Here is a 21,906-nt window from a genome sequence, read left to right on the forward strand (position 1 = left end):
GCGGAATGCGCCGACAGTGTGATCATGTTCTGAGCGTTCTGCCCACTTGGAAAGCATTTTCATCTGTCGCTGTAACGTCCTGCCCACGTTTTCGGCACATCCTCGCGCCGCCTGTACGAGCGTGTGCACATGGCATGCCGGTTGCTGCTCACCGGTTTCGGAAACCAAGCCGAAGCGAAGGGAGAGAGAGGATGATCTCACGTCGTCATGTGCTCAAGGCCGGCACCGCCGCGGCGGCCGGTGCGGCGCTGTCTGCCCCAGCGATCCGCGGCGCAGCCGCACAGGCACGGCGCGAGACCCTGCTGCTCGTCAGCGAGAACCCGCCGAACTCGACCGACATCCACGGCGTCGGCGCCAACCGGCCGGCCTACGAGGCCTCCTGGAACCTCTACGACCGGCTGATGACCTTCGGCGTCAAGAAGGACGCCAACGGCGTCGACCACTACGACTACACCAGGCTCGAGCCCGAGCTCGCGGAGGAGTGGATCCTGACCCCGACCTCGGTGACCTTCAAGCTTCGCCGCGACGCCACCTTCCATGACGGCACGCCGGTCACGGCCGAGGACGTGAAGTGGAGCTTCGACCGCGCCGTCTCCGTCGGCGGTTTCCCCACCTTCCAGATGCGCGCGGGCTCGCTCGAGAAACCGGAGCAGTTCGTGGTGGTCGACCGGCACACCTTCCGCGTCGACTTCATCCGGACCGACAAGCTGACCATGCCCGACCTCGCCGTGCCGGTGCCGGCGATCTACAACTCGGGGCTTGCGAAGAAGCACGCCACCGCTGCCGACCCGTGGGCGATGGAGTGGCTGCGCGCCAACCCGGCGGCGGGCGGCGCCTTCCGGCTCGAGCGCTGGGTGCCCGGCCAGGAGATGGTGTTCGCCCGCTTCGACGACTGGAAGAGCGGCCGGCGCCCGGCGCTCGCGCGGGTGATCTGGCGGATCGTGCCGCAGGCGGGCAACCGGCGCGCCCTGCTCGAGCGCGGCGACGCCGACATCTCCTTCGACCTGCCGCCGAAGGACTTCCAGGAGCTCGCCGCCGCACGGCGTCTCAAGATCGTCGGCACGCCGGTCGAGAACGCCATGCAGTACATCGGCATGAACGTGACACGGCCGCCGTTCAACGACGTCCGGGTGCGGCGTGCGATCGCCCATGCCATCCCCTATCAGCGAATCATGGAACAGGTGACGTTCGGCACCGCGGTGCCGCTGTTCGGCGGCCCTGCCGAGCCGACCGAGCCGGTCTGGCCGCAGCCCTCGCCTTTCGTGACCGATCTCGACCGCGCCCGTGCGCTGCTCGCCGAGGCCGGCTATCCGAACGGGTTCGAGACGACCTTGAGCTTCGACCTCGGCCTTGCGTCGCTGAACGAGCCGATCGCGGTGCTCGTTGCGGAGAGCCTCGCGCGGCTTGGCATCCGCGTGACCATCAACAAGATTCCGGGAGCGAACTGGCGAAACGAGCTTCTCAAGAAGGAGCTGCCGCTCATCACCAACACCTTCGGCGGCTGGCTCAACTTTCCGGACTATTTCTTCTTCTGGGCCTATCACGGCCAGAACGCCGTGTTCAACACGATGTCGTACCAGAACCCGGAGATGGACGCGCTGATCGACCGCTCGCGCTTCACCCAGGACGAGGCGGAGTACCGCGCGGCGGTGAAGGGCTTCATCGCCAAGGCGTGGGAGGATGTGCCGCGAGTGCCGCTGTTCCAGCCGAAGCTGATGGTGGCGATGCGCGAGAACGTCGAGGGCTACCGTTACTGGTTCCACCGCCAGCTCGACTATCGCGTGCTCGCAAAGGTCTGAGCCGTGGTGCTCGGGCTCGTCGCGCAGCGGCTTGCCGCCGCGCTGCCCACGCTTGCGGGCGTCGTCGTCGTCACCTTCCTCCTCACGCGCGCCTTGCCGGGCGACCCGGCCGCCTATTTCGCCGGGCCGGCAGCGACGCGCGAGGCGGTCGAGGAGATACGCCGCACGCTCGGTCTCGATCAGCCGCTATGGCTTCAATTCCTCGACTATCTCGGCGATCTCGCGCGCGGGGATCTCGGCATCTCGATCACCACTGGCCAGCCCGTGCTCGCCGATCTCGCACAGCGCCTGCCGGCTTCCGCCGAGCTCACCCTGCTCGGGCTTGCGATCGCCGCGAACTTCGGCGTCACGATGGGAGTCGTTGCGGCACTGCGCCCCGGCTCATGGGTCGATCACCTCTGCCGCATGATCGCCACAGCCGGCGTCTCGCTGCCGACCTTCTTCACGGGCCTGCTGTTCGTCTACGTGTTCTACTACGTGCTCGGCTGGGCGCCCGCCCCGCTCGGGCGGCTCGATGCCTTCTCCTCGCCGCCGCCACACGTCACGGGGTTCTACCTGATCGACAGCGCGCTTGCCGGCGATGGCGAGACCTTCGCCGCGGCGGCGGCGCAACTCGCGCTGCCTGCCCTCACCTTGGGCATCTTCGCGCTCGCCCCGATCGCCCGGATGACGCGCGGCGCGATGCTCGCGGTGATGTCGTCCGACTTCATCCGCGCCGCCCGCGCCTCCGGGCTTGCGCGACGAACGCTTGTGCTGCGCTACGCCCTGCGCAACGCGCTTCTTCCCGTCGTTACCACGCTCGGCATGGTGCTCTCCTTCCTGCTCGGCGCCAATGTGCTCGTCGAGAAGGTGTTCGCCTGGCCGGGCATCGGCTCCTACGCCGTGGAGGCGCTGATCGCCTCCGACTACGCCCCGGTGCAGGGCTTCGTGCTGACGATGGGGGTGCTCTATGTCACCCTCAACCTTTTGATCGATCTCGCCTACCAGGCGATCGACCCGCGCGTGAGGATCGAGGCGTGAGCACGCTCGCCCATGCGCGGCATGTGCTCGCCGAGAACCCGGTCACGGCGGTCGCCTTCTGCCTGTTCGCCCTGCTTGTCGCGGCTGCCATCGCCGGACCTTCGCTCGTTCCCTATGACCCGCTCGCCTCGTCCGACCGTGCGCTCGCCCCGCCCTCGGTGCAGCACTGGTTCGGCACCGACAATCTCGGGCGCGACGTGTTCTCGCGCGTCGTCGTCGCGGCACGGCTCGATCTCGGCATGGCCTTCGCCGCAATGGCGATCGTCTTCGCGACCGGAACGGTCGCGGGTGTGGCCGCCGGGTTCCTCGGCGGCTGGACCGACCGCGTGATCGGCCGCGTCACCGACACGATCATGGCGTTCCCGCTGTTCGTGCTCGCAATGGGGCTCGTCGCCGCGGCCGGCAACACCGTCGCCAACGTCATCTGGGCCACAGCGATCATCAACTTCCCGATCTATGCGCGGGTCGCGCGGACGGAGGCGAACATCCGCCGCGAGGCCGGTTTCGTCGAGGCGGCTCGGCTTTCGGGAAGGGGCACGCTCCAGGTGATGATCTGCGAGATCCTGCCCAACGTGTTGCCGATCATGATGGTTCAGGTGAGCCTGACGATGGGCTACGCGATCCTCAACACCGCCGGCCTCTCCTTCATCGGCCTCGGCATCCGGCCGCCGACGGCCGAGTGGGGCATCATGGTGGCCGAAGGCGCGGGCTACATCGTTTCGGGCGAGTGGTGGATCGCGTTCTTCCCCGGGCTCGCCCTGATGCTTGCCGTGTTCACCTTCAACCTGCTGGGCGACGGGTTGCGCGACATCGTCGACCCGCGACGCCGCTCCTGAGGCGGCGGGCATGCCGCAGCCTCCGCTGCTTGCGATCGAGCATCTCGCGGTCGAGTTCCGCACGCGCTCAGGCGTGGTGCGTGCGCTCGAGAACGTCTCCTTTGCGATCGCCCGAGGCGAGACGGTCGGCGTGGTCGGCGAAAGCGGGTCGGGCAAGTCGGTCACGGCTTACGCGGTGATGCGTCTGCTCGACCCTTCCGCGCGCGTCACCTCGGGAAAGATCGTGTTCGGCGGGCTCGACATGCTCGCGGCCGACGAGGCCACGCTTGCGGAGATGCGCGGGCGGGAACTCGCGATGATCTTCCAAAACCCGCGCGCGAGCCTCAACCCGATACGCCGCGTCGGCGACCAGATCGCCGATGTGCTGCGCCGCCACGCCAATCTCGGCGCCCGCGCGGCGGCCGACCGCGCCGTCGCCCTGCTCGCCGAGGTCGGCATCCCCGATCCGTCGCGCCGTGCGAGGGCCTACCCCTTCGAGCTCTCGGGCGGGATGTGCCAGCGCGTCGGCATCGCCATCGCTCTCGCCTGCCGCCCCGCTCTTCTCATCGCCGACGAGCCGACCACGGGCCTCGACGTCACGACCCAGGCCACGATCATGGACCTCGTGGCCGAGCTCGGCGCCGCCCGCGGCATGGCGACGATGCTGATCACCCATGACCTCGGGCTGGCCGCGGAACGGTGCGACCGTATGGTGGTGATGCATGCCGGCCACGTTGTGGAGGACGCTCCGACCGAGGCCCTATTCGCCCGGCCGCGTCACCCCTACACCGCGCGGCTTCTGGCCGCCACGCCGCGGCCAGGGGTGACGCTCGCGGGGCTCAGCCCGATCCCCGGCGGGCTTCCGGACCTCAGGCGCGACGACCTCCCGCCCTGCCGCTTCGCCGCACGCTGCGACCGCCGACGCGACGACTGCCTCGCCGGGCCGCTGCCGCTGCAGATCGAGGGCGCGCGGCGCGTCGCCTGCAGGCACCCGCTGTGAACGCGCCCCTGATTGAGGCCGAGGCGAGGGCGACGCCGGTGCTCGTCGCCTCCTCGCTCAGCAAGCGGTTTCCGGTGGGCCGGCCACGCCTGTTCGCCCGGGCGCGGCGGCCGCTCCTGCACGCGGTCGATCGTGTGTCGCTTGCGATCGGCGCCGGCGAGACGGTCGGCCTCGTCGGCGAGTCGGGCTGCGGCAAGACCACACTCACCCGCATGCTCGCGCGTCTGATCGACCCGACCGAGGGCAGAATCCTGTTCGGCGGCGAGGATCTCGCTGCCATCCCCGCCGCGCGCTTCGCCCGGCATCCTGCCAGGGCCGCGATCCAGATGGTGTTCCAGGACGCCGAGGGCTCGATCAACCCGCGGTTCACCGCCTTCGAGGCGATCGCGGCGCCGCTGCGGCGTCTGCGGGGGCTTCGCGGCGCGGCGCTTGCGGCGTCGGTCGAGCGCGCTGCCGAGCGTTGCGGCCTGCCGAAGGAGCTGCTCGGGCGGTTCCCGCACCAGCTCTCGGGCGGGCAGAAGGCGCGCGTCGGCATCGCCCGCGCCATTGCGACCGAGCCGACGCTGCTGATCCTCGACGAGCCGACCTCGGCGCTCGATGTTTCGGTGCAGGTGGTGATCCTGCATCTCCTCGCCGAGCTGAGGCGCGCGCTCGGCATGAGCTATCTCTTCGTCAGCCATGACCTGAATGTGGTTCGGCTGATCTGCGACCGGGTGGCGGTGATGTATCTCGGCCGGATCGTCGAGGAGGGCCCAGCGGAAGCGGTGTTCCGCTCCCCCGCCCATCCCTACACCCGCGCCCTGGTGGACAGCATCGCGATCCCGGGGCAGAAGCGCGCGGGAGCAAGGATCAGGCTCACGGGAGACCCGCAGAGCCCGATCGACCCGGATCCCGAGGCATGCCGCTTCCACGGGCGCTGCCCGCGCGGCGAGGCGCTGTGCGGCAGGGCCGCGCCTCCCGAGGTCTCGCCCGCTCCGGGGCGGCGCGCCCTCTGCCACTTCCCACTCCTCGAGCCCGGATGACCGAGACCACACCGAAGCCGCTCACCGAGGCAGAAGCCGAGGCGCTGATGGAGGCCGCCTCGCGCGCGCTTTCCCTGCCGATCCCGGAAGCATGCCGCGCGGGAACGATCGCCAACATCGTCGCCGCCTCGCAGGCGGCTGCCTTCGTCATGTCCTTCCCGCTCGCCGACACCGACGAGGCGGCGCCGGTGTTCCGCGCATGACCGACGAGGCGACCGCAGCCGACACCCTGCTCGACGGCGATGCCGTGGCCATCGCCGCCGCCGTTCGGTCGCGTCGCGTCACGGCTCTCGCCGTCGCGGAGGCGGCGCTCGCGCGTATCGGGGCGCGCAACCGGAGCCTCAACGCCTTCACCGACATCACGGCCGAGCGCGCCCGCGCCGCCGCCCGGAGGGTGGACGAGGCGGTCGCCTCGGGGCGCGATCCGGGCCCGCTCGCCGGGGTTCCGTTCGCGGCGAAGAACCTCTTCGACGTCGCTGGCCTGCCGACGCGCGCGGGCTCGCGGATCGGCCGCGACAACGCCCCCGCCACGCGCGATGCGACCGCGATCCGACGCCTCGAGGCAGCCGGCGCGGTGCTCGTCGGTGCGCTGAACATGGGCGAGTACGCCTATGACTTCACCGGCGAGAACGCGCATGACGGGCCGTCACGAAACCCGCACGACCTCTCGCGCATGTCGGGCGGCTCCTCGGGCGGATCGGGGGCGGCGGTGGCGGGGCGTCTCGTGCCGCTCGCTCTCGGCACGGATACGAACGGCTCGATCCGCGTGCCGGCCGCCTTCTGCGGCGTCTTCGGCCTGAAGCCGACCTACGGGCGTCTGTCGCGCGCGGGCGCGATGCTGTTCGCCGCGAGCTTCGACCATGTCGGCCCGCTCGCGCGCTCGGTGCGCGACCTCGCCGCCGCCTATGACGCGATGCTCGGTGCGGATTCGGACGACCCCGCTCTCGCGCCCGTCGATCCTGTTCCGCTTTCCGATCGTCTCGAGATCGATCCTTCGGAGCTGCGGATCGCGGTCGCCGGAGGGCATTTCGCGGCGAACGCCGCACCGGGCGTGCTCGAGGCGGTGGAGGCTGTCGCCGCCGCCCTCGGCGCGACGCGTCGGGTCGAGCTGCCGGAGGCTGCGCGCGCACGTGCCGCCGCCTTCGTCATCACCACGGTCGAGGGCGGGAACCTTCACCTCGAGCGGCTTCGCGCCCGGGCCATGGACTACGACCCGGCGACGCGTGACCGGTTCCTCGCCGGCGCGCTTCTTCCCGCCGGCTGGTATCTCGCAGCACAGCGCTTCCGGGCGTGGTATCGCGCGCGCGTGCTCGCCCTGTTTGAGGAGGTGGACGTGATCCTTGCCCCGGCGACGCCCCTGCCCGCACCGCCGATCGGGGCGCAGACGATGACGCTCGGGGGCAACACCGTGCCGCTTCGTCCGAATATCGGCCTCTACACCCAGCCGCTCTCCTTCATCGGGCTGCCGGTCGTCTGCATCCCCGGGGGCCGCTCGCCCGAGGGCCTGCCGCTCGGCGTGCAGGTGATCGCCGCGCCATGGGCGGAGGAGAAGGCGCTCGCGGTCGCCGCGGCGCTCGAGCGCCACGGCGTCGCCCGCTGTCCGGAGCTTCCTGCATGACCATGCCCATCAACCTTCCCGGGCCGCTCGCCGAGGTCAGGGAGGCGTTCGCGGCCTATGAGCGCGCGCTCGTCGGCAACGATGTCGCGCTCCTCGACCTCCTGTTCTGGAACAGCCCGCACACGCTCCGCTACGGGGTGACGGAGAACCTCTACGGCTGGGAGGCGATCGCCGCCTTCCGCGCCGGCCGGTCGCCTGCGGGGCTTGCGCGGTCCTTGCGCAACACGGTCATCACCACCTTCGGCACAGACGCCGCCACCGCCAACACCGAGTTCGTGCGCGACGGCTCCACGGCGATCGGCCGGCAGAGCCAGTGCTGGATACGCTTCCCCGTCGCCGAGGTCGGCGAGGCCTTCCGGGGCTGGCGCATCGTCGCCGCCCATGTCTCGCTGCTCGTCGAGCCGGAAGCGCCGGCGACCCGGGGGCGTTGACGCACGCCGCTGCCGGCGCACATCGTGGGCGCATGGAAGGGAGCCCAGCCGCACGCGCCGAGCGCGACGCGCACACCGCCGTCGCGTCCGAAGAGAGGGTGGCCACGCCGTTCCTCCTGCTTGCCGCCGTCGCCGGCATCGGCCAGGTGGCCGCGAACCTGCCGCTGCCGAGCCTGCCCGCGATCGCCGAGACCTTCCGCGTCGGTCCGGGCGGAGGCGAGCTCGTGCTCGCTGTGTTCCTCGCCGCTTTCGCGCCGTTTCAGCTCGTCTGGGGCCCTCTGTCGGATCGGCACGGGCGGCGCCCGGTCGTGCTCGGCACGCTCGGCCTGTTCGCTGCCGGAAGCCTGCTGTGCGCGGTCGCGACGAGCTTCGCGGTGCTGCTCGCCGGCCGCGTGCTTCAAGCAGCGGGCGGGGCGGCCGGGCTCGTGATCGCGCGGGCGATGATCCGTGATGCGAACGAGGGAGCAGGCGTTGGCCGCGGCATGGCGGCGCTGTCGATGGCGATCGCCGCAGTGCCGGCCTTCTCGCCTCTCCTCGGCGCGGCGCTCGATCTCGCCGCCGGTTGGCGCGCCGGCTTCCTGTTCTCGGCCGCCGTCGCGCTCGCGATCCTTGCCTTGGCCGCCCGCGCCCTGGTCGAGACGAACATCAGCCGGCTCGTCGTTCTCGACGCCCGGGCGATCGCGCGCGGCTATCGCGGCGTGTGGGCCTCGCCGCGGTTCCGGGCCAATGTGCTCGTGGCCGCGGGCGCGATGGGAGGGCTGTTCGCCTTCGGCGCCGGCAGCCCCGAGCTCTACATCATCGGGTTCGGGCTCACGCCCGCGGTTTACGCGCTCTATCCGTTGATCGCTGTCGGCGGTGTCGTGATCGGCGGCGGTGTCGCGCGGCAGCTGATGAAGCGCGGCCGGGCGACCGCTGGCCTCGCCACCGGCACGGTGCTGATGCTCGCGGGCAGTCTCGGCATGGTCGCGCTCGACCCGCTCGGCCTGTTCGGCAAGCATGCGGTGAACGTGACGATGAGCCTCTTCGTGCTGGGGCTCGGGCTCGCGCTTCCTGCCGCCTTCGCCGAGGCGCTCGCCGAGTTCAAGGGCAATGCCGGGACCGCGGCGAGCCTTGCGGGCGCGATCCAAATCGGCTTCGGGGCGGTCGCCGCGGCGCTTGCGGGTGTGATCGGCATGCCGGCGGCGATGGCGGGCTGCGGCCTCGTCGCTGCAGCCTCGCTCGCGGTTCGGCCGGCGGGACGCCACAGCACGTGACGCCCGGGCCGCGCCTGCGCCCGGCCTGACCGCGGCGCCGCAGCCCGAATCGCACGCGCCGCGCCGCGAGCTTCGCGCGAGGAGGCAGCGCCTCCTGAGCTCGCGGCCCCGGGCTCAGGCCGCGCGTTTCGAGAGAAACCCTCGGGCGATCAGCGTCTCGGCGATCTGCACCGCGTTCAGCGCCGCGCCTTTGCGCAGATTGTCGCTCACACACCAGAAGGCGAGTCCGTGCGGCACGGTCGGGTCCTTGCGCAGGCGCGAGACGAACACGTCGTCCTCTCCCGCCGCCTCCACCTGCGTCATGTAGCCGCCGTCCTCGCGACGGTCGACCACCGTGACGCCTGGCGCGCGGCGCCATGCCGCAAGCGCCTCCGCCACACTGATCGGGCCTTCGAACTCGACATGCACCGCCTCAGCATGGCCGACGAAGACGGGCACGCGCACGCAGGTCGCGATCACCGCTATGTCGGGGTCGAGGATCTTCCGCGTCTCCACCGCCATCTTCCACTCCTCCTTGGTGGAGCCGTCGTCCATGAAGCGGTCGATGTGCGGGATGCAGTTGAAGGCGATCGGCTTGGTGAACTGCTCGGGCGCCTTGAGGTCGTTGACGAAACTGCCCTTGGTCTGGGCGTAGAGCTCGTCCATCGCCTCCTTGCCCGCGCCGGAGACGGATTGGTAGGTCGCGACCACGACGCGCTTGATCCGGGCGATCCGATGCAGGGGCTTGAGCGCCACCACCATCTGGATGGTCGAGCAGTTGGGGTTGGCGATGATGTTGCGCTTGGCGTAGCCCTTCAGCGCCTGCGGGTTGACCTCCGGCACGACGAGCGGGATATCCGGTTCCATGCGGAAGTGGCTCGTGTTGTCGATCACGACGCAGCCTGCCGCCGCGGCCCGCGGCGCATGGACGGCGGAGACGGAGGCGCCTGGGCTGAACAGGCCGATGTCGATGCCCGAGAAGTCGAAGCTCTCGAGGTTCTGAACGGTGAGCACGCGGTCGTCGCCGTAGCTCACCTGCTGCCCGGCAGAGCGGCCGGAGGCGAGCGCCACCACCTCGCTCGCGGGGAAGTTCCGCTGGGCAAGCGTCTTGAGCATCTCGCGCCCGACCGCCCCGGTCGCGCCGACCACCGCAACCTTGTAGCCCATGCAAGCTCTCCTCGCCGCAGACGCCGGGAGGGGAGTTACGCCCCCTTGCCGGGGGGTTCAAGCCTCGGCCCGCCGCGCAGCCGTGCGCCCGAGGCGAGCCACACCCCGGCGGTGAGCGCGGCGAAGCCCGGGATCTCGATCAGACTCGGCACCTCGCCGAGCACCGGGATGGCGAGGAGAGCGGTCAGCGCGGGGTTCAGCGCCGCGGGGCTCGCCGCCCGTGCCGCCCCGAGCCGCGCCACCCCGATCGAGAACAGGATCACCGACAGTGTGGCCGCGAGCCCCCCGTGCAACGCCCCCTGGAGGAACAGTTCTGCAGCTGGAGCGTCGAGGAAGCGGGGGCCGACGAGAAGCAGATAGACCGGCACATAGACCACCGCCGAGCCGATGACGCTGAGCGCCACCGCATCGAGCGAGCCGAGCCGGGCGCGGCGGATCGCGATCGTGTAGCAGGCGAAGAGGAAACCCCCGCCCGCAAACAGGGCATGGCCGAGGAACACGCGCCGGTCATGGCCCGCGAGGGTCGCGCCGACGAGGGTGGCCACCCCGGCGAGGATCAGCCCGAGCCCGGAGAGGCTTCGCCGGCCGAGGCGCTCGCGCAGGACGAGGTGGGCAAGAAGGCCTGTGAACACGGCCGAGAGCGGGGCGGTCATCGCCCCGGCATGGCCTGCGGGGGCGAACACGAGCCCGCCGGTGTTGCAGAGGCTGAAGGCGAAGCCCGACCCGCCCACCACGGCGGCAAGCGAGAGCGGGGGCAGCCGACACAGCGGCAGGCCATGACGCAGGGCATGGGGGAGCATCAGCGCGGCCGCCGCGAGGAACCGAACAGCGATCATGTCGATCGCATCGAGCGTGGCCGACCCGAGCAGCCAGCGCGTGGCCACCGCCCAGGACGCCCAGATCGAGACGGCGCCGATCGCCGCCGCCCAGCCGACAGCCTCCCCGCGCCCGAAACCGCTCTTGCCCATGTGTCCGAAGCATACGCCTCCGTGGCGCGACGGCGAGGGCGGGCCGCGTTCATCCTCCGTTTGCTTTCTTGCTCGAGAGAAAATCCGACGTCGTCAGCTTTCGGGGCCTCGCCATGTCGTTGCGATGGAAGATCATCCTCCCTGTCCTCGCCCTGCTCGCGGTGGTCGTTTCGCTGCTCTCCTCGCACGCCATCGAAGCGTGGCGCACGGTGCACAGGCAAAACCTCCTGGCCGAGGCGAACACCGCCTCCGGACACCTTATCGCAGCGACGACCTCGCTGGCGGTCGAGCGCGGCACGACGAACACGCTGCTCGGCCTCGCTCCCGATCGCCGCGCGTCCGCACGCGAACCCGTGCTCGCCGCCCGTGCCCGCGCGGACGCCGGGCTCGAAGCGGCGCTCGCCTCGCCCGCCCTCGGCGGGTCGAGCCTCGCGCCCGAGCGCGCCGCGCTCGCGCAGATGAGGCAGAAACTCGCCGCGCTCCGCGCCCGCGTCGACGGCCCGGCGTCGACGGCGCCGTCGCAGGCCGAGTGGTTCGCAGCGAGCACGTCCGTGATCGATGCCGCCACCACGTTGCGCCGCAGCTTGGAAGCTGGCGCCCTCGCGGCGTCGGTCGACCGCACGCAGGTCTTGATCGGCATGCGCGATGCGCTTTTGGAGTCGCTCGAATACGCCGGGCGCCAGCGCGGCTTCGTCGCCGGCGTGATCGCTGCCGGCCGGCCGTTCGAGCCGGGAGAGCTTCGTCGTATCGGCTCTTTCAGCGGCCATGTCCGCTCCGCTCGCGACCGACTCACGGCACTCGCGATTGACGCGACCCCCGAGACCGTGCGCACGGCTCTCGCGCGCGCCGACGAGCGCTACTTCCGCGCCATTGACCCGCTGCTCGATCGCATCGTCGCCGCGTCGGGCGCGGGGGCGGCCTATCCGATGGCGGCGGAGGCGTGGTTCCGAGACGTCACCGCGATGATGACCGCGATCGAGGAGGCGATCGCCGCGACGACCATGGCGCTCGACGAGACGGCGGCGGCGACGCGCAGCGGTGGCTGGCTCGCCTTCCTCAGCGCCGCGATCCTGTTCGCGGCTGCCGTGGCCGGGTCGATCGCTCTCTTCCTTTTCGTCGTCCGGCGCGTCGTACGCCCGCTGCTCGGCGCGATTACGGCGATCCGTAGCCTCGCCGCGGGCGACACGGAAGTCGCCGTTCCTGCGCCGCGAGGGCGCGACGAGGTCGCTGCTCTCATCGCCGCGACTGCGGCATTCCAGCGCCAGGCGCGCGAGAACGCTGCGCTCGTCCGGCAACAGGAGTCCTTGCGCGCCGAGGCCGAGAGCGCCCGCATTGAGGCGATCCGGCACATGGCCGACGTAATCGAGAAGGAAGCCGCCGCCGCCGTCGCGAGCGTCGGCCGCCGCAACGACCGGGTCGTCGGCCTCGCCGGCGATCTCGATGCGATCGCGGCGACTGTCGGCTGCACGGCGGAGGCGGTGGCACGGACCGCAGAAGCCTCGCTGGCGACGATTTCCGGCGCCGCCGCCGCCTCCGAGGAGCTGACGGCGAGCATCGGCGAGGTCACGGAGCGTATAGGCCGTTCCGCCGCCACCGCGCGGGAAGGGGCCGCGCGCGCCGAAGCCGCGCGGGAAAGCTTCGATCAACTGGCGAGCGCCGTGCGGGAGATCGCCGAGGTCAGCCGCCTGATCGGCACGATCGCGGGCCAGACCAAGCTGCTGGCGCTGAACGCCACGATCGAGGCGGCGCGCGCCGGCGAGGCGGGCAAAGGCTTCGCCGTCGTCGCCTCGGAGGTGAAGAACCTCGCTGCACAGACGACGAAGGCGACGGAAGAGATCGGCGGGCGTATCAAGACGATCGAGCAGGCGACGAAGGCGGCGCTCGCAGGCATCGCCGACATCACAGCGGCGATCGGCGACATCGATGCGATGGCGGCCGAGGTGGCAGCGGCGATGAGCAGCCAGACGGATGCAGTTCGGGAGATCGCGCGCGCGGTGAACGCCTCCGCCGCGTCGGCGCGGTCCGTCACGGAGGAGATGCGTCGTGTCATCGAGGATGCGACGCGCAACGGCAAGATCGCGGCCGAGGTCAAGACCGTGGTCGGCGAAGTCGCCGAAGAGGTCGGCACGCTGAGAAGCCTGCTCACCCGGGTCGTTCGCACGGCGACGAAGGAGGCCGATCGCCGTTCCGATGGGCGTTTCGCGGGGCGCGGGGCCGTCGCGCTGCACTTCGCCAACGGGCGCCGTGTCGTCGCGACGCTCGGCGACATCTCGGCGAGCGGCTTCTCGGTCACGTTCGGCGAGGATCCGCCACGCTTTTCCGAGGAGGTGGAGGCCGAGCTTCCTGGCCTGCCGCCGCTCACGGTGCGCCCGGTGCGGCGCGAGGGTCAGACCGTCGCTTTCGCGTTCCTCCATCGCTCGGAGGCGGAGCGGCGGAGCACCGAACAGGCGATCGCCGGCCTCGTCTCGCGGCTCGCGGCCTGAGCGCCGGATCGCGCTCGCCGCCGTCGCGGCAGCGGGCGTGACGCGAAACGCGACAGGCAGTTGTTCCGAACGGACGGCCGGCGCTTGCGCACCGGCCGCCCCGATCGCCCCCCGTAGAGGCCGCTCAGGCCATCACGAGCGCGTCAGGCACCGCGAAGCCGTTCTCGCGGAACCACTTCGCCGCGCCCGGGTGGAACGGCAGGAAGGTGTTCTTGTTCCAGTTCTCGGGACGGGTCTCCTTCGCCGCGGCGGTGGCCTGAACCATGCGCGCGTTCTGCGTCATCACCGCCTTGACGAGCTCGTAGACGAAATCCTCGGGCAGCGACCGGTGCCCGATCGCGAAGTTGTAGACGCCGAGGATGTTCAGGTCCTCGGTCGGCGTCCGGTAGGTGCCCTTCGGGATCTTACCCTTCGAGAGCTCCGGAATCTCCTTCACGATCGTCTCCATCTGCGCGGGCGTGAAGCCGAAGATGGTCACCTGGTTGGTCGTCTCGAGCTCGCTGAAGGCGGGGATGGGCGCTCCGGCGGCGAACAGGAACGCGTCGAGCAGCCCGTCGGAGACCTGGCCGATCAGGTCCGAGGCGCTGCCGTAGCGGATCGCCGACGGCGTGACGCCGAGCGCGCGCAGGATCAGCGGATAGTAGGTGCCGGGCGTGCCCCCGCGCGGGCCAACGCCGACCGACTTGCCGTTGAGCTGGCTGTGGTCGGTGATGCCGCTGCGGCGCAGGGCGATGCCGTGGAACGGCGTGTCATACATTGGGAACAGGGCGCGGATGTCGCGGAAGCGGTTGCCCTGGGTCCACTCGCCCTGGCCGTTCCAGGCCTGCAGCGCCACCCCCATGGTCACCATCCCAAGCTCGACCTCCTTGCGATTGACCAGGATGATGTTCTGGTTCGGGCCCTGGGTCGTGCGATAGGAGATGTTCACCCCCGTCGCCTCCTGGACGATCTGGCCCCAGGCAGGGCCGTAGATCGCGTAGGTGCCGCCCGGCGCCGCCGTGCCCATGTTGAGCGCGCGCGGCCAGGCGGGGTTGCGCGGCTGCGCCGAGGTGACGGCCGGCAGGCCCAAGCCCGCGAGCGAGGTCGCGGCGATCAGATGGCGTCGCGTGATCATAGTGTCGGTCCTCCCCGTACGACGACTCCCCGAAACATGAGGGAAACCGGCCCCGGGCGGAAGGGCTTCAGGGGCGAATCTCGGCAAGCGAGACGATCCCGTCCGGGTCGGCCGAGAGCCGGATTCGCTCGCCGACGCGCGGGGCGGGCCAGGGCACGTCAAGCACGAGCGGGTCCGCCGCCGCACCGCTGACCACAAGCCGCGTCCTCTCCCCCTGGAACGAAGGCGGCCGTGACGACGCCCTCGAGCGTCCCTTCTGGGTCGAGCCTGAGCGCCTCGGGGCGGCAGCAGAGATCGGCGGTGCCGTCGGCCAGGGAGACGGCGAGCGAGCCCTCGGGCAGGTGGACACGCCCCGATGCGACGGTTCCCCCGAGCACGTTCAGCGTGCCGACGAAGCCCGCCACGAACCGGTTCGCCGGGCGGCGATAGATCTCCTCTGGCGTGCCGATCTGCGCGACCGCGCCGTTCTGCATCACCGCCACCCTGTCGCCGAGCGCCATCGCCTCGGCCTGGTCGTGCGTGACGAAGACGGAGGTGATCCTGAGCGTGCGCAGAAAGCGCCGCGATCTCTGCCCTGAGCTCGTCGCGCAGGCGTGCGTCGAGCGCCGCGAGCGGCTCGTCGAGCAGCAGCACCGCTGGTTCCGGCGCAAGCGCGCGGGCGAGCGCGACACGCTGGCGCTGCCCTCCCGAGAGCTGGTCGATACGCCGCCCGGCGAGCTCACTGATGCGCATCATCTCGAGCAGGCGGGCGACGCGGCGCGAGGCGTCCTCGCGCGGCACGCGTCGCACCTTGAGCCCGTAGCCCACATTTCCCGCGACGTCCATGTTCGGAAACAGCGCGTAGGACTGGAACACCATGCCGACGTTGCGACGCTCGATCGGAAGCCGCGTCACATCGCGCTCGTCGAACAGCACCCGCCCGCCCGGGTCTGGCTCGGCGAGGCCGGCGATGATCCGCAGCATGGTGGTCTTGCCGCAACCGGAGGGACCGAGGAGCGCGAGCGTCTCTCCCGGAGCGATCGCGAGATCGGTCGGCCGCAGGGCGCGGGTGCCATCGGGGAAGGTGCGGGCGCAGGAGAGGAGCGCAACGGCGACACTCATCGCCGGCCGATCCCGGCGGCACGGTCAGCCGCCGCCTGGAGCGCGACGAGCAACGGCACGATCAGCATGAGGAACACGAGCGTATAGGCCGAGCCGATCTCGAGCCGCATGGAAGCGTAGCTGTCGGCGAGCCCGACCGGGAGCGTCATGGTGAAGGGCGTGTGCAAGAGAAGCGTCATGTTGAACTCGCCGAGCGAGAGCGTGACCACCATCAGGCTTCCCGAGACGATCCCCGGTCGGGCGTTCGGAAGCAGGACGGTGACGAAACGATACGGCAGCCCCGCGCCGAGCGACCGCGCCCCCTCCTCGAGCACGGGAAGCCCCACCCCGAGCAGCACCGCGAGAACGGCGCGCACCATGAAGGGCAGGGTGAACAGCACATGGCCCGCGAGGATGAAGGTCCAGTGCGAGCGGAACGCGCCGACCGCTCCCCAGGCGAGGATCAGCGCGAGCCCCGTCGCGATCCCGGGGATCGCGACCGGCATCACGAGCGCCTCCTCGACGAGGCGCGCGAACCGCCCCTGGTGCCGCGCGAGCGCGTAGGCGACCGGGATGCCGAGCACGAGCGTGGCGACGAGCGTGGCAAGCGCGATCTTCACCGAGAGCAGGATGGTGTGGGCGTAGAGGTCGAGCACGCGCGCGACCCAGGCGAGGGTGACGCCGGAAGCGAGGATCCCGCGCTGGTAGTTGGCCGTCACGCCCGCGAGGATCGAGAGGATCACCGGCACGATCAGGAAGGCGGCGACGAGCGCGGCGAAGACGAGCCCTGCCCAGAAGCCTGCGTCGCGCCGCATCGCCCTCAGCCGGCGGCGGCGACCGTGCCGCCAGCGGCCGTGCGCGCGAGAGCAAGCACGGCCCAGGTGACGGCGCCGAGCAGGAAGGAGAGGGCGGCGGCAGCGGCGATGTTCGCGCTCACGGTGAACTCGGCGTAGATCAGCATCGGCAGGACCGAGATCTCGGTCGCGAGCGTGAAGGCGGTGCCGAAGGCGCCCATCGCGGTCGCGAAACAGATCGCTCCGGCGGCAAGGAAAGCGGGGCGGAGGCCGGGGATCAGCACATCGCGCACCACCTGCCAGCGCCCCGCTCCGCAGGCACGCGCCGCCTCCTCAAGTGCCGGGTCGAGCGTCTCGGCCGCTGCCATCACCGTCAGCACCGTGCGCGGGATCGAGAAGTAAAGGTAGCCGATAAACAGCCCCGCCATCGAATAGGCGAAGACGAGGCGCTCGCCTGCGAGCGCCTGCGTGATCTGCCCGATCAGCCCCTGCCGGCCTGCGAGCATGATCACGAGGAAGCCGACGACCACGCCGGGAAAGGCAAGCGGCAGCGTCAGCATCGCCACGAGAAGCCTCCGGAAGCGGAAGCGATGCCGCGACAGGAACAGGCCCGCGATGCCCGAGACGACGAGGGTCGCCGCCGTCACGCCTGCGGCGAGGGCGAGGGTCTGGCCGAGGCTCTTGAGATAGCGGGCATCGGTCAGGATCGCGGCATAGGTCCAGAGCCCGTCGGGCCCGGACGCGCCGGTACGCAGCATCAGCACGAGCGGCAGAAGGAAGAAGGCGGCGAGGAAGGCGCCGGCGGGCGCGAGCAGAGCCCCGAGGGTGAAGCGGTCCGCGCCCCTCACCGGCCGAAGGTGAACCGGGCGAGCGCGTCGCGCAGGCGGCGGCGACGGGGCACCGGCAGGGCGAACAGAGGGTCAGAGAACAGAGCGAACATCACGCCCCCGACGCTCAGGCGCCGACCTCGGTTCGGTAGCGCGCCACCGCGGCGTCCTGTGCCGCCACCATCTTCGCGATGTCGATGGGGCGCGCGCGCGCATACTCCGAGGCGGGAAGGAACCGCGCGGCGACCTCCGCCGGCAGGCTCACGTTCGCGCGGGCGGGGCGGAGGAAGGCGTTGGCCCAGATACGCTGCCCCTCGTCGGAGAGGGTAAAGTCGAGGATCTTGCGGCCGTTCTCCGGGTTCGGCCCGTTTGCGACCAGCCCCATGATGTAGGGGAAGCTGATCGTGCCCTCACGCGGCAGGACGAAACGAACCGGCGCACGGTCGGTGAACTGGGCGCGCATCGCGTTGAAGTCATAGTCGAACAGGATCGGGATCTCGCCCGAGACAACCCTTGCGTAGGCCGTCTGGGTCGGGATGATCGGCGCGTTCTGGCGGAGCTGGGAGAAGAAGCGGATCGCCGGGTCGAAGTTCTCGTAGCTTCCCCCTAGGGCGAGGTTGACGGCGAACAGCCCCACCTGCCCCACCGCGGCGCTGATCGGGTTGAGGAACCCGACCTTGCCGCGATACTCGGGCTTCAGGAGGTCGGACCACCCTGTCGGGACGGGCGTGCGGCCGAGCGCTTCGGTGTTGACGAAGAGGCCCAAGGTTCCGGAGTGGATCGCGAACCAGTACCCGTCGGGGTCCTTCATCCCCTCGGGAACCTCCTCGATCAGGGCCGGGCGATAGGGGGCGAGCACGCCTTCCGCGCGGGCGCGCGGGCCGAAATTGCCGCCGAAATACGCCACATCCGCGACCGGCCGCGCCCGCTCGGCAATCAGCGCCGCGAGCGCCTGGCCGCTGTTCTTGTTGTCGTGCGGGACGACGATCCCGAGACGCTCGCGAATCGCCCGCAGGGCCGAGGCCCAGTCAGCCCACTCGGGCGGGCAGTTGTAGCAGACGGCGCGCTGCGCCTGCGCCGCTAGCGGCTGGGCAAGCGGCAGCGTAGCGGCGGCGATCAGAAGCGAGCGGCGATCCATGGCCGTGCGACTCCGCGACGTGACGACGGCCCGAACCATGCAGGCGATGGATGACGGTGGTGTGACGTGTCGATGACGGATCGATGAATCCTCCCGCTCGCCGCGCAAGGCGGTGCGCGCACGACGCGGCGCCGATCCCGCCCCCGAGCCGACGCGGCGGCGAGGCGCTTGTCTTCCGCGACGATCGTCGCGATTCTCCTCCGGTCACGCCAAAGATCACACGTGCCTGATCGGGAGAAACGCCATGACGCTCTCACGCCGCACCCTGTTCGCCGCAAGCGCGCTCGTGCTCGCGGCGCCACACCGCGTCTGGGCCCAGGCCGCCACCTCGCCGCCGGCTGGGCCGTTCACCCTGCCGCCGCTGCCCTACCCGGCGGATGCGAACGAGGCGGCGATCGACGCACGCACCATGGAGATCCATCACCGCTTCCATCACGGTGCGCAGGTGGCGAACCTCAACGCCGCGGTCGCCAACCACCCGCAAGTGGCGGCGATGCCGCTCGACCAGATCCTGATGCGGCTTTCCGAGATGCCCGAGTCGGTGCGCACGGCGATCCGCAACAATGGCGGCGGGCATGCCAACCACTCGATGTTCTGGACCATCATGGGCGGCCGCGGCGGGGAGCCCACGGGCGAGCTCGCCGCCGCGATTGCGCGCGACTTCGGCAGCATCCAGTCCTTCCGCGAGCAGTTCGAGCGCGCCTCGAACACGCTGTTCGGCTCGGGCTGGGCGTTCGTGACCGTCAGCCGCGAGGGGCGGCTTGCGATCGTGCAGAAGCCGAACCAAGACAACCCGCTGATGGATGGCCAGCGCGTCCTGATGGGCAACGATGTCTGGGAGCATGCCTACTACCTGCGCTACCAGAACCGCCGCGCCGAGTATGTGCGCAACTGGTGGAACGTCCTCGACTGGGAGAAGATCGCCGCCCGCTACGCCGCGGCACGCGCCGGCACGCTCGCGATATGACGCCGCCGCGCCTTGGCCGGCGTCGCCGCGGGACGCCCTGAATGCTCGCGGGTGGCGAGCGCGCGCCACCCGCGGCTCAAGCCCAGGCCGCGCTCACATGCCCGGAAGCGGCGTCCAGTGCGGCGCTGGGCGGATGATCCGGTTCTCCATGTGCACGAGATAGCCGGCCTCGGCCGCCTTCTTCAGATAGGCCTGCCAGGCCGGGTCGGCCGCCATGGCGTTGCGCCTCTGCTCGCGATCCGCCTGGCTATCATAGGCCCACATGTGCACGACCTGGTTCAGCTGGCCCTCGACCGTGACGTACCAGCCGACGCAGCGTCCGAGATATTTCTGCTGCAGCGGCCAGGCGTGCTCGCGATAGAGGGCGATGAAGTCGTTCACGTGGTTCGGCTTGCAGGTGTAGATGCGCAGGTCGACGATCATGACGGTGCGTTTCCTCCGTGTCCCGGGTGAACGCCGGGAGACTTGCGCAGCCGGCGCGTCAACGCCATACCTCAACAGCTGTGATCAGGCTTCTGCCCATTCTACGCTGCAGCGCGAGGCTTCTCGCCGCGCTCGCCGTGCTGGCGCTCGTGCTCCCACCGGCGCTTTCCCGTGCCGCTGCCGCGTCAGCCCCGCTCATGCTTGTCGTTTGCACCGCGGACGGGCTCGTGCCTGTGCCGGTGGACGGCGATAAGGGCCACGCCGATCACGCCGATTGCCCCGCCTGCCTCCGGCACGACCTCGCGGCTTTGCCACCGCCTCCGCCGCCTCTGCCGCTCGCGCGAGGCGGTGCGCTTGGCTTCGAAGTGGCGCTGCCTGAGTCGGTTCGCCAAGGCGAGGGGCCGCACCGGAGGCCTCCGGCACGGGCTCCCCCCGCTCTCTCCTGACTGGTCTTGTCCCTGCAGTGCCCGCCGGCCCTGCCCCCTTGTGAGCAAACTGGACTGGAGAGAGCCCATGCCTTTGCGACACGCTGCGCTTGCCGCAGCCCTTGCGCTTGCCGCCCTGCCCCTGCGGGCCGAGGATACGATCGTCTTCGTCTCGGCACGCAACCACCTTGTCGCCTACGACCTCGCCACGGGAGCGGAGCGTGCGCGCTTCGCCACGCCTGGGCTGAGCAGCGACATGATGGTGACCCGCGATGGCGTGCTGCTGCTCAACCACCGCGATGGGGACACGATCCTCGTGGTTGACGCGCGCAGACTTCGCGAACTCGCCCGCATCCCCTCCTCGTCTATGGGTGGGCGGCGGCCCGTGCATGGCTACCTGACGCCGGTGATCGACGGGCGGCAGTTCTTCGTGGCGCTGAATGACGGTGTGAGCACGCCCGGCCAGCCGAATACAGACAACACCGCTCTTTTCATCGACGTCACGCCGGGAAGCCCGACCTACCTCAAGCCCGCGGGCGAGGTGCGGCTCGGGCAGGGGCACCACAAGGCGGCCTTCCATCCGACCCTGCCACGCATGGCCGTGAGCAATATCAATGACTGCGAAGAGATTATCGGCGTCTATGACTTCGCCAATCCGGCAGCGATCCGGCGCGTGGCATCCTTAGACGCCCGCAGGCTTGGTCTCGACGGCAGCAGCGAGGCGAAGACCTGCACCCCTACCGCTAGCCGCCCTGGCGTCCGCCCGGCACCGCATGGGGCGGCAACCGAGCCAGTGAGCGGGCTCGCCGTACACAACCTTAACGGCACGGGGCAGTTCGTCCTCGTCGACATGGCGGCGGAGCCATCGTCCTTCACCGCTTTGGCCACCCGCGGCTGGGGTGGCTCTGCGATCGGCGTTCACCCTCTTGGGCGCTGGCTCTACGGCCCGCAATACGCCCCGCGCGAGGGTGACAGCAGGGCACCGGGCCTTCCCTGCCAAGTGGGGCAGATTGCCGTCATCGATGGAGCCAAGGCCTCGGTTGTCACCGAAATCCCGGTTCTCAAGGACGGACCGGACTGCACCCGGAGCCTCGCCGGAACGCCAGAGGCAGGCGCGCGCGTTGGCTACGTTGCCGTCGCGCCCCGCGGGGACAAGCTCTTCCTGCCGCTCGGTACGCTCGGGCCGGAGACGACGCGGTCGAGTGCGGTTGCCGTGTTCGATCTCAGCGAGCCGCAGCGTCCTGTTCAGCGCGCCTCGATCGCTGTCGGACTGCACAACGGGCATCGCGACATGGCGATGACGGGTGACGGGACGCGACTGCTCGTTCCGGCGAACATTGACAACACGCTGACAGTGATCGACATGGCGAAGGCCGAAGCGGTGCGGAGCTTCCCGGTCACAGAAAGGCCGAACCGCGTGGCGACGTTCAGCCCCACCTCAGGGCCAAGCAAGCCAGCAGGGCCGCCCCCGACACGATGAACACAGGGATTGACCAACGGAGAGAGACGCGCATGCCGTTCCCAAAAAGCGCGCGGCGGGGCCTCGCTCTGGCCTTGGCCTCCGCCGTTGCCACCCCAATGCC

General features: G+C 70.5%; 21 protein-coding genes and 1 pseudogene. 13 read left to right on the forward strand and 9 right to left on the reverse strand.

All coding sequences use genetic code 11. The features are described 5' to 3' along the window. Positions 1–191 precede the first annotated feature (191 nt). The 9 genes from KO353_RS06735 (at position 192) to KO353_RS06775 (ending at position 8,958) form a co-directional block, all read left to right on the forward strand. On the forward strand, positions 192–1,799 hold the full coding sequence (locus KO353_RS06735; protein WP_235692050.1) for an ABC transporter substrate-binding protein: 1,608 nt from the start codon (positions 192–194) through the stop codon (positions 1,797–1,799). 6 nt (positions 1,800–1,805) lie between these two features. Further along, a complete protein-coding gene (locus KO353_RS06740) occupies positions 1,806–2,819 on the forward strand; it encodes an ABC transporter permease (RefSeq protein WP_218286939.1) in 1,014 nt (337 codons plus the stop codon). Continuing rightward, positions 2,816–3,655 (forward strand): ABC transporter permease, encoded by an 840-nt coding sequence (locus KO353_RS06745; RefSeq protein ID WP_218286940.1) that lies wholly within the window; start codon positions 2,816–2,818, stop codon positions 3,653–3,655. The genes KO353_RS06740 and KO353_RS06745 overlap by 4 nt, the downstream gene beginning before the upstream one ends. A 10-nt stretch (positions 3,656–3,665) precedes the next feature. Continuing rightward, the gene (locus tag KO353_RS06750; RefSeq protein ID WP_218286941.1) at positions 3,666–4,634 is read left to right on the forward strand and encodes an ABC transporter ATP-binding protein; all 969 of its coding nucleotides are present in this window, start codon (positions 3,666–3,668) and stop codon (positions 4,632–4,634) included. Continuing rightward, positions 4,631–5,656 (forward strand): oligopeptide/dipeptide ABC transporter ATP-binding protein, encoded by a 1,026-nt coding sequence (locus KO353_RS06755; protein WP_235692051.1) that lies wholly within the window; start codon positions 4,631–4,633, stop codon positions 5,654–5,656. The genes KO353_RS06750 and KO353_RS06755 overlap by 4 nt, the downstream gene beginning before the upstream one ends. Further along, positions 5,653–5,859, forward strand: a complete 207-nt coding sequence (locus KO353_RS06760) for a DUF4089 domain-containing protein (protein WP_218286942.1) — start codon at positions 5,653–5,655, stop codon at positions 5,857–5,859. Before KO353_RS06755 ends, KO353_RS06760 begins: the two co-directional genes overlap by 4 nt. Then, on the forward strand, positions 5,856–7,274 hold the full coding sequence (locus KO353_RS06765) for an AtzE family amidohydrolase (protein WP_218286943.1): 1,419 nt from the start codon (positions 5,856–5,858) through the stop codon (positions 7,272–7,274). Before KO353_RS06760 ends, KO353_RS06765 begins: the two co-directional genes overlap by 4 nt. Then, positions 7,271–7,705 (forward strand): oxalurate catabolism protein HpxZ, encoded by a 435-nt coding sequence (gene hpxZ / locus KO353_RS06770; RefSeq protein ID WP_407928214.1) that lies wholly within the window; start codon positions 7,271–7,273, stop codon positions 7,703–7,705. The genes KO353_RS06765 and hpxZ overlap by 4 nt, the downstream gene beginning before the upstream one ends. 98 nt (positions 7,706–7,803) lie before the next feature. After that, positions 7,804–8,958 carry an MFS transporter gene (locus KO353_RS06775; protein WP_218286944.1) on the forward strand — a complete coding sequence of 385 codons (1,155 nt, stop codon included), beginning with the start codon at positions 7,804–7,806 and terminating at the stop codon, positions 8,956–8,958. A gap of 114 nt (positions 8,959–9,072) precedes the next feature. On the opposite strand, the gene KO353_RS06780 is transcribed toward KO353_RS06775, so the two are convergent. Then, a complete protein-coding gene (locus tag KO353_RS06780; protein WP_218286945.1) occupies positions 9,073–10,104 on the reverse strand; it encodes an aspartate-semialdehyde dehydrogenase in 1,032 nt (343 codons plus the stop codon). Positions 10,105–10,139: 35 nt separating this feature from the next. Continuing rightward, positions 10,140–11,072, reverse strand: a complete 933-nt coding sequence (locus KO353_RS06785; protein WP_218286946.1) for a DMT family transporter — start codon at positions 11,070–11,072, stop codon at positions 10,140–10,142. A 113-nt stretch (positions 11,073–11,185) separates the two neighbouring features. Between KO353_RS06785 and KO353_RS06790 the strand changes: the two genes are divergently transcribed. After that, positions 11,186–13,555 (forward strand): methyl-accepting chemotaxis protein, encoded by a 2,370-nt coding sequence (locus KO353_RS06790; protein ID WP_218286947.1) that lies wholly within the window; start codon positions 11,186–11,188, stop codon positions 13,553–13,555. Between the two features lie 124 nt (positions 13,556–13,679). On the opposite strand, the gene KO353_RS06795 is transcribed toward KO353_RS06790, so the two are convergent. The 6 genes and pseudogenes from KO353_RS06795 to KO353_RS06815 all read right to left on the reverse strand — a co-directional run bounded on the left by KO353_RS06795 (position 13,680) and on the right by KO353_RS06815 (position 18,508). Next, a complete protein-coding gene (locus KO353_RS06795) occupies positions 13,680–14,669 on the reverse strand; it encodes a TAXI family TRAP transporter solute-binding subunit (RefSeq protein ID WP_218286948.1) in 990 nt (329 codons plus the stop codon). 158 nt (positions 14,670–14,827) lie between these two features. Then, positions 14,828–15,169: an ATP-binding cassette domain-containing protein gene (locus KO353_RS16355; RefSeq protein ID WP_235692141.1), complete on the reverse strand. Its 342-nt coding sequence runs from the start codon at positions 15,167–15,169 to the stop codon at positions 14,828–14,830. 166 nt (positions 15,170–15,335) lie between these two features. Beyond that, a pseudogene (locus KO353_RS16360) lies at positions 15,336–15,770 on the reverse strand (ABC transporter ATP-binding protein); the annotation flags it as partial. Next, positions 15,767–16,564, reverse strand: coding sequence for an ABC transporter permease (locus tag KO353_RS06805; protein ID WP_218286949.1), 798 nt, complete (start codon positions 16,562–16,564; stop codon positions 15,767–15,769). The gene KO353_RS06805 and the pseudogene KO353_RS16360, both read right to left, overlap by 4 nt. Before the next feature lie 5 nt (positions 16,565–16,569). Further along, positions 16,570–17,391, reverse strand: a complete 822-nt coding sequence (locus KO353_RS06810) for an ABC transporter permease (RefSeq protein ID WP_235692052.1) — start codon at positions 17,389–17,391, stop codon at positions 16,570–16,572. 106 nt (positions 17,392–17,497) lie between these two features. After that, entirely contained in the window at positions 17,498–18,508 is a 1,011-nt protein-coding gene (locus KO353_RS06815; protein WP_218286950.1) for an extracellular solute-binding protein, read from the reverse strand. Between the two features lie 244 nt (positions 18,509–18,752). Here KO353_RS06815 and KO353_RS06820 point away from each other — a divergent pair, with 244 nt between their 5' ends. Continuing rightward, complete coding sequence (locus tag KO353_RS06820) at positions 18,753–19,475, forward strand: superoxide dismutase (protein ID WP_218286951.1); 723 nt, start codon at positions 18,753–18,755, stop codon at positions 19,473–19,475. 93 nt (positions 19,476–19,568) lie between these two features. Here KO353_RS06820 and KO353_RS06825 read toward each other — a convergent pair whose 3' ends face one another. Further along, positions 19,569–19,898, reverse strand: a complete 330-nt coding sequence (locus KO353_RS06825) for an NIPSNAP family protein (RefSeq protein WP_218286952.1) — start codon at positions 19,896–19,898, stop codon at positions 19,569–19,571. Positions 19,899–19,978: 80 nt separating this feature from the next. Here KO353_RS06825 and KO353_RS17015 point away from each other — a divergent pair, with 80 nt between their 5' ends. Continuing rightward, the gene (locus tag KO353_RS17015; RefSeq protein WP_407928215.1) at positions 19,979–20,344 is read left to right on the forward strand and encodes a DUF2946 family protein; all 366 of its coding nucleotides are present in this window, start codon (positions 19,979–19,981) and stop codon (positions 20,342–20,344) included. A 67-nt stretch (positions 20,345–20,411) separates the two neighbouring features. Then, the gene (locus tag KO353_RS06830; RefSeq protein WP_218286953.1) at positions 20,412–21,803 is read left to right on the forward strand and encodes a beta-propeller fold lactonase family protein; all 1,392 of its coding nucleotides are present in this window, start codon (positions 20,412–20,414) and stop codon (positions 21,801–21,803) included. The last annotated feature ends 103 nt before the right edge of the window (positions 21,804–21,906 follow it).

Origin of the sequence: Elioraea tepida (genome assembly GCF_019203965.1) — a bacterium.
GTDB classification, from domain to species: Bacteria; Pseudomonadota; Alphaproteobacteria; order Acetobacterales; family Acetobacteraceae; genus Elioraea_A; species Elioraea_A tepida.

What these genes read in the sequence shown, in the direction of transcription:
- KO353_RS06795 (WP_218286948.1), bottom strand. Translation starts at nt 14,669, where the DNA reads ATGATCACGCGACGCCATCTGATCGCCGCGACCTCGCTCGCGGGCTTG.
- KO353_RS06785 (WP_218286946.1), bottom strand. Translation starts at nt 11,072, where the DNA reads ATGGGCAAGAGCGGTTTCGGGCGCGGGGAGGCTGTCGGCTGGGCGGCG.
- KO353_RS06805 (WP_218286949.1), bottom strand. Translation starts at nt 16,564, where the DNA reads ATGCGGCGCGACGCAGGCTTCTGGGCAGGGCTCGTCTTCGCCGCGCTC.
- hpxZ (WP_407928214.1), top strand. Translation starts at nt 7,271, where the DNA reads ATGACCATGCCCATCAACCTTCCCGGGCCGCTCGCCGAGGTCAGGGAG.
- KO353_RS06830 (WP_218286953.1), top strand. Translation starts at nt 20,412, where the DNA reads ATGCCTTTGCGACACGCTGCGCTTGCCGCAGCCCTTGCGCTTGCCGCC.
- KO353_RS06815 (WP_218286950.1), bottom strand. Translation starts at nt 18,508, where the DNA reads ATGGATCGCCGCTCGCTTCTGATCGCCGCCGCTACGCTGCCGCTTGCC.
- KO353_RS06820 (WP_218286951.1), top strand. Translation starts at nt 18,753, where the DNA reads ATGACGCTCTCACGCCGCACCCTGTTCGCCGCAAGCGCGCTCGTGCTC.
- KO353_RS06735 (WP_235692050.1), top strand. Translation starts at nt 192, where the DNA reads ATGATCTCACGTCGTCATGTGCTCAAGGCCGGCACCGCCGCGGCGGCC.
- KO353_RS06760 (WP_218286942.1), top strand. Translation starts at nt 5,653, where the DNA reads ATGACCGAGACCACACCGAAGCCGCTCACCGAGGCAGAAGCCGAGGCG.
- KO353_RS06790 (WP_218286947.1), top strand. Translation starts at nt 11,186, where the DNA reads ATGTCGTTGCGATGGAAGATCATCCTCCCTGTCCTCGCCCTGCTCGCG.
- KO353_RS06765 (WP_218286943.1), top strand. Translation starts at nt 5,856, where the DNA reads ATGACCGACGAGGCGACCGCAGCCGACACCCTGCTCGACGGCGATGCC.
- KO353_RS06825 (WP_218286952.1), bottom strand. Translation starts at nt 19,898, where the DNA reads ATGATCGTCGACCTGCGCATCTACACCTGCAAGCCGAACCACGTGAAC.
- KO353_RS06780 (WP_218286945.1), bottom strand. Translation starts at nt 10,104, where the DNA reads ATGGGCTACAAGGTTGCGGTGGTCGGCGCGACCGGGGCGGTCGGGCGC.
- KO353_RS06750 (WP_218286941.1), top strand. Translation starts at nt 3,666, where the DNA reads ATGCCGCAGCCTCCGCTGCTTGCGATCGAGCATCTCGCGGTCGAGTTC.
- KO353_RS16355 (WP_235692141.1), bottom strand. Translation starts at nt 15,169, where the DNA reads ATGGCGCTCGGCGACAGGGTGGCGGTGATGCAGAACGGCGCGGTCGCG.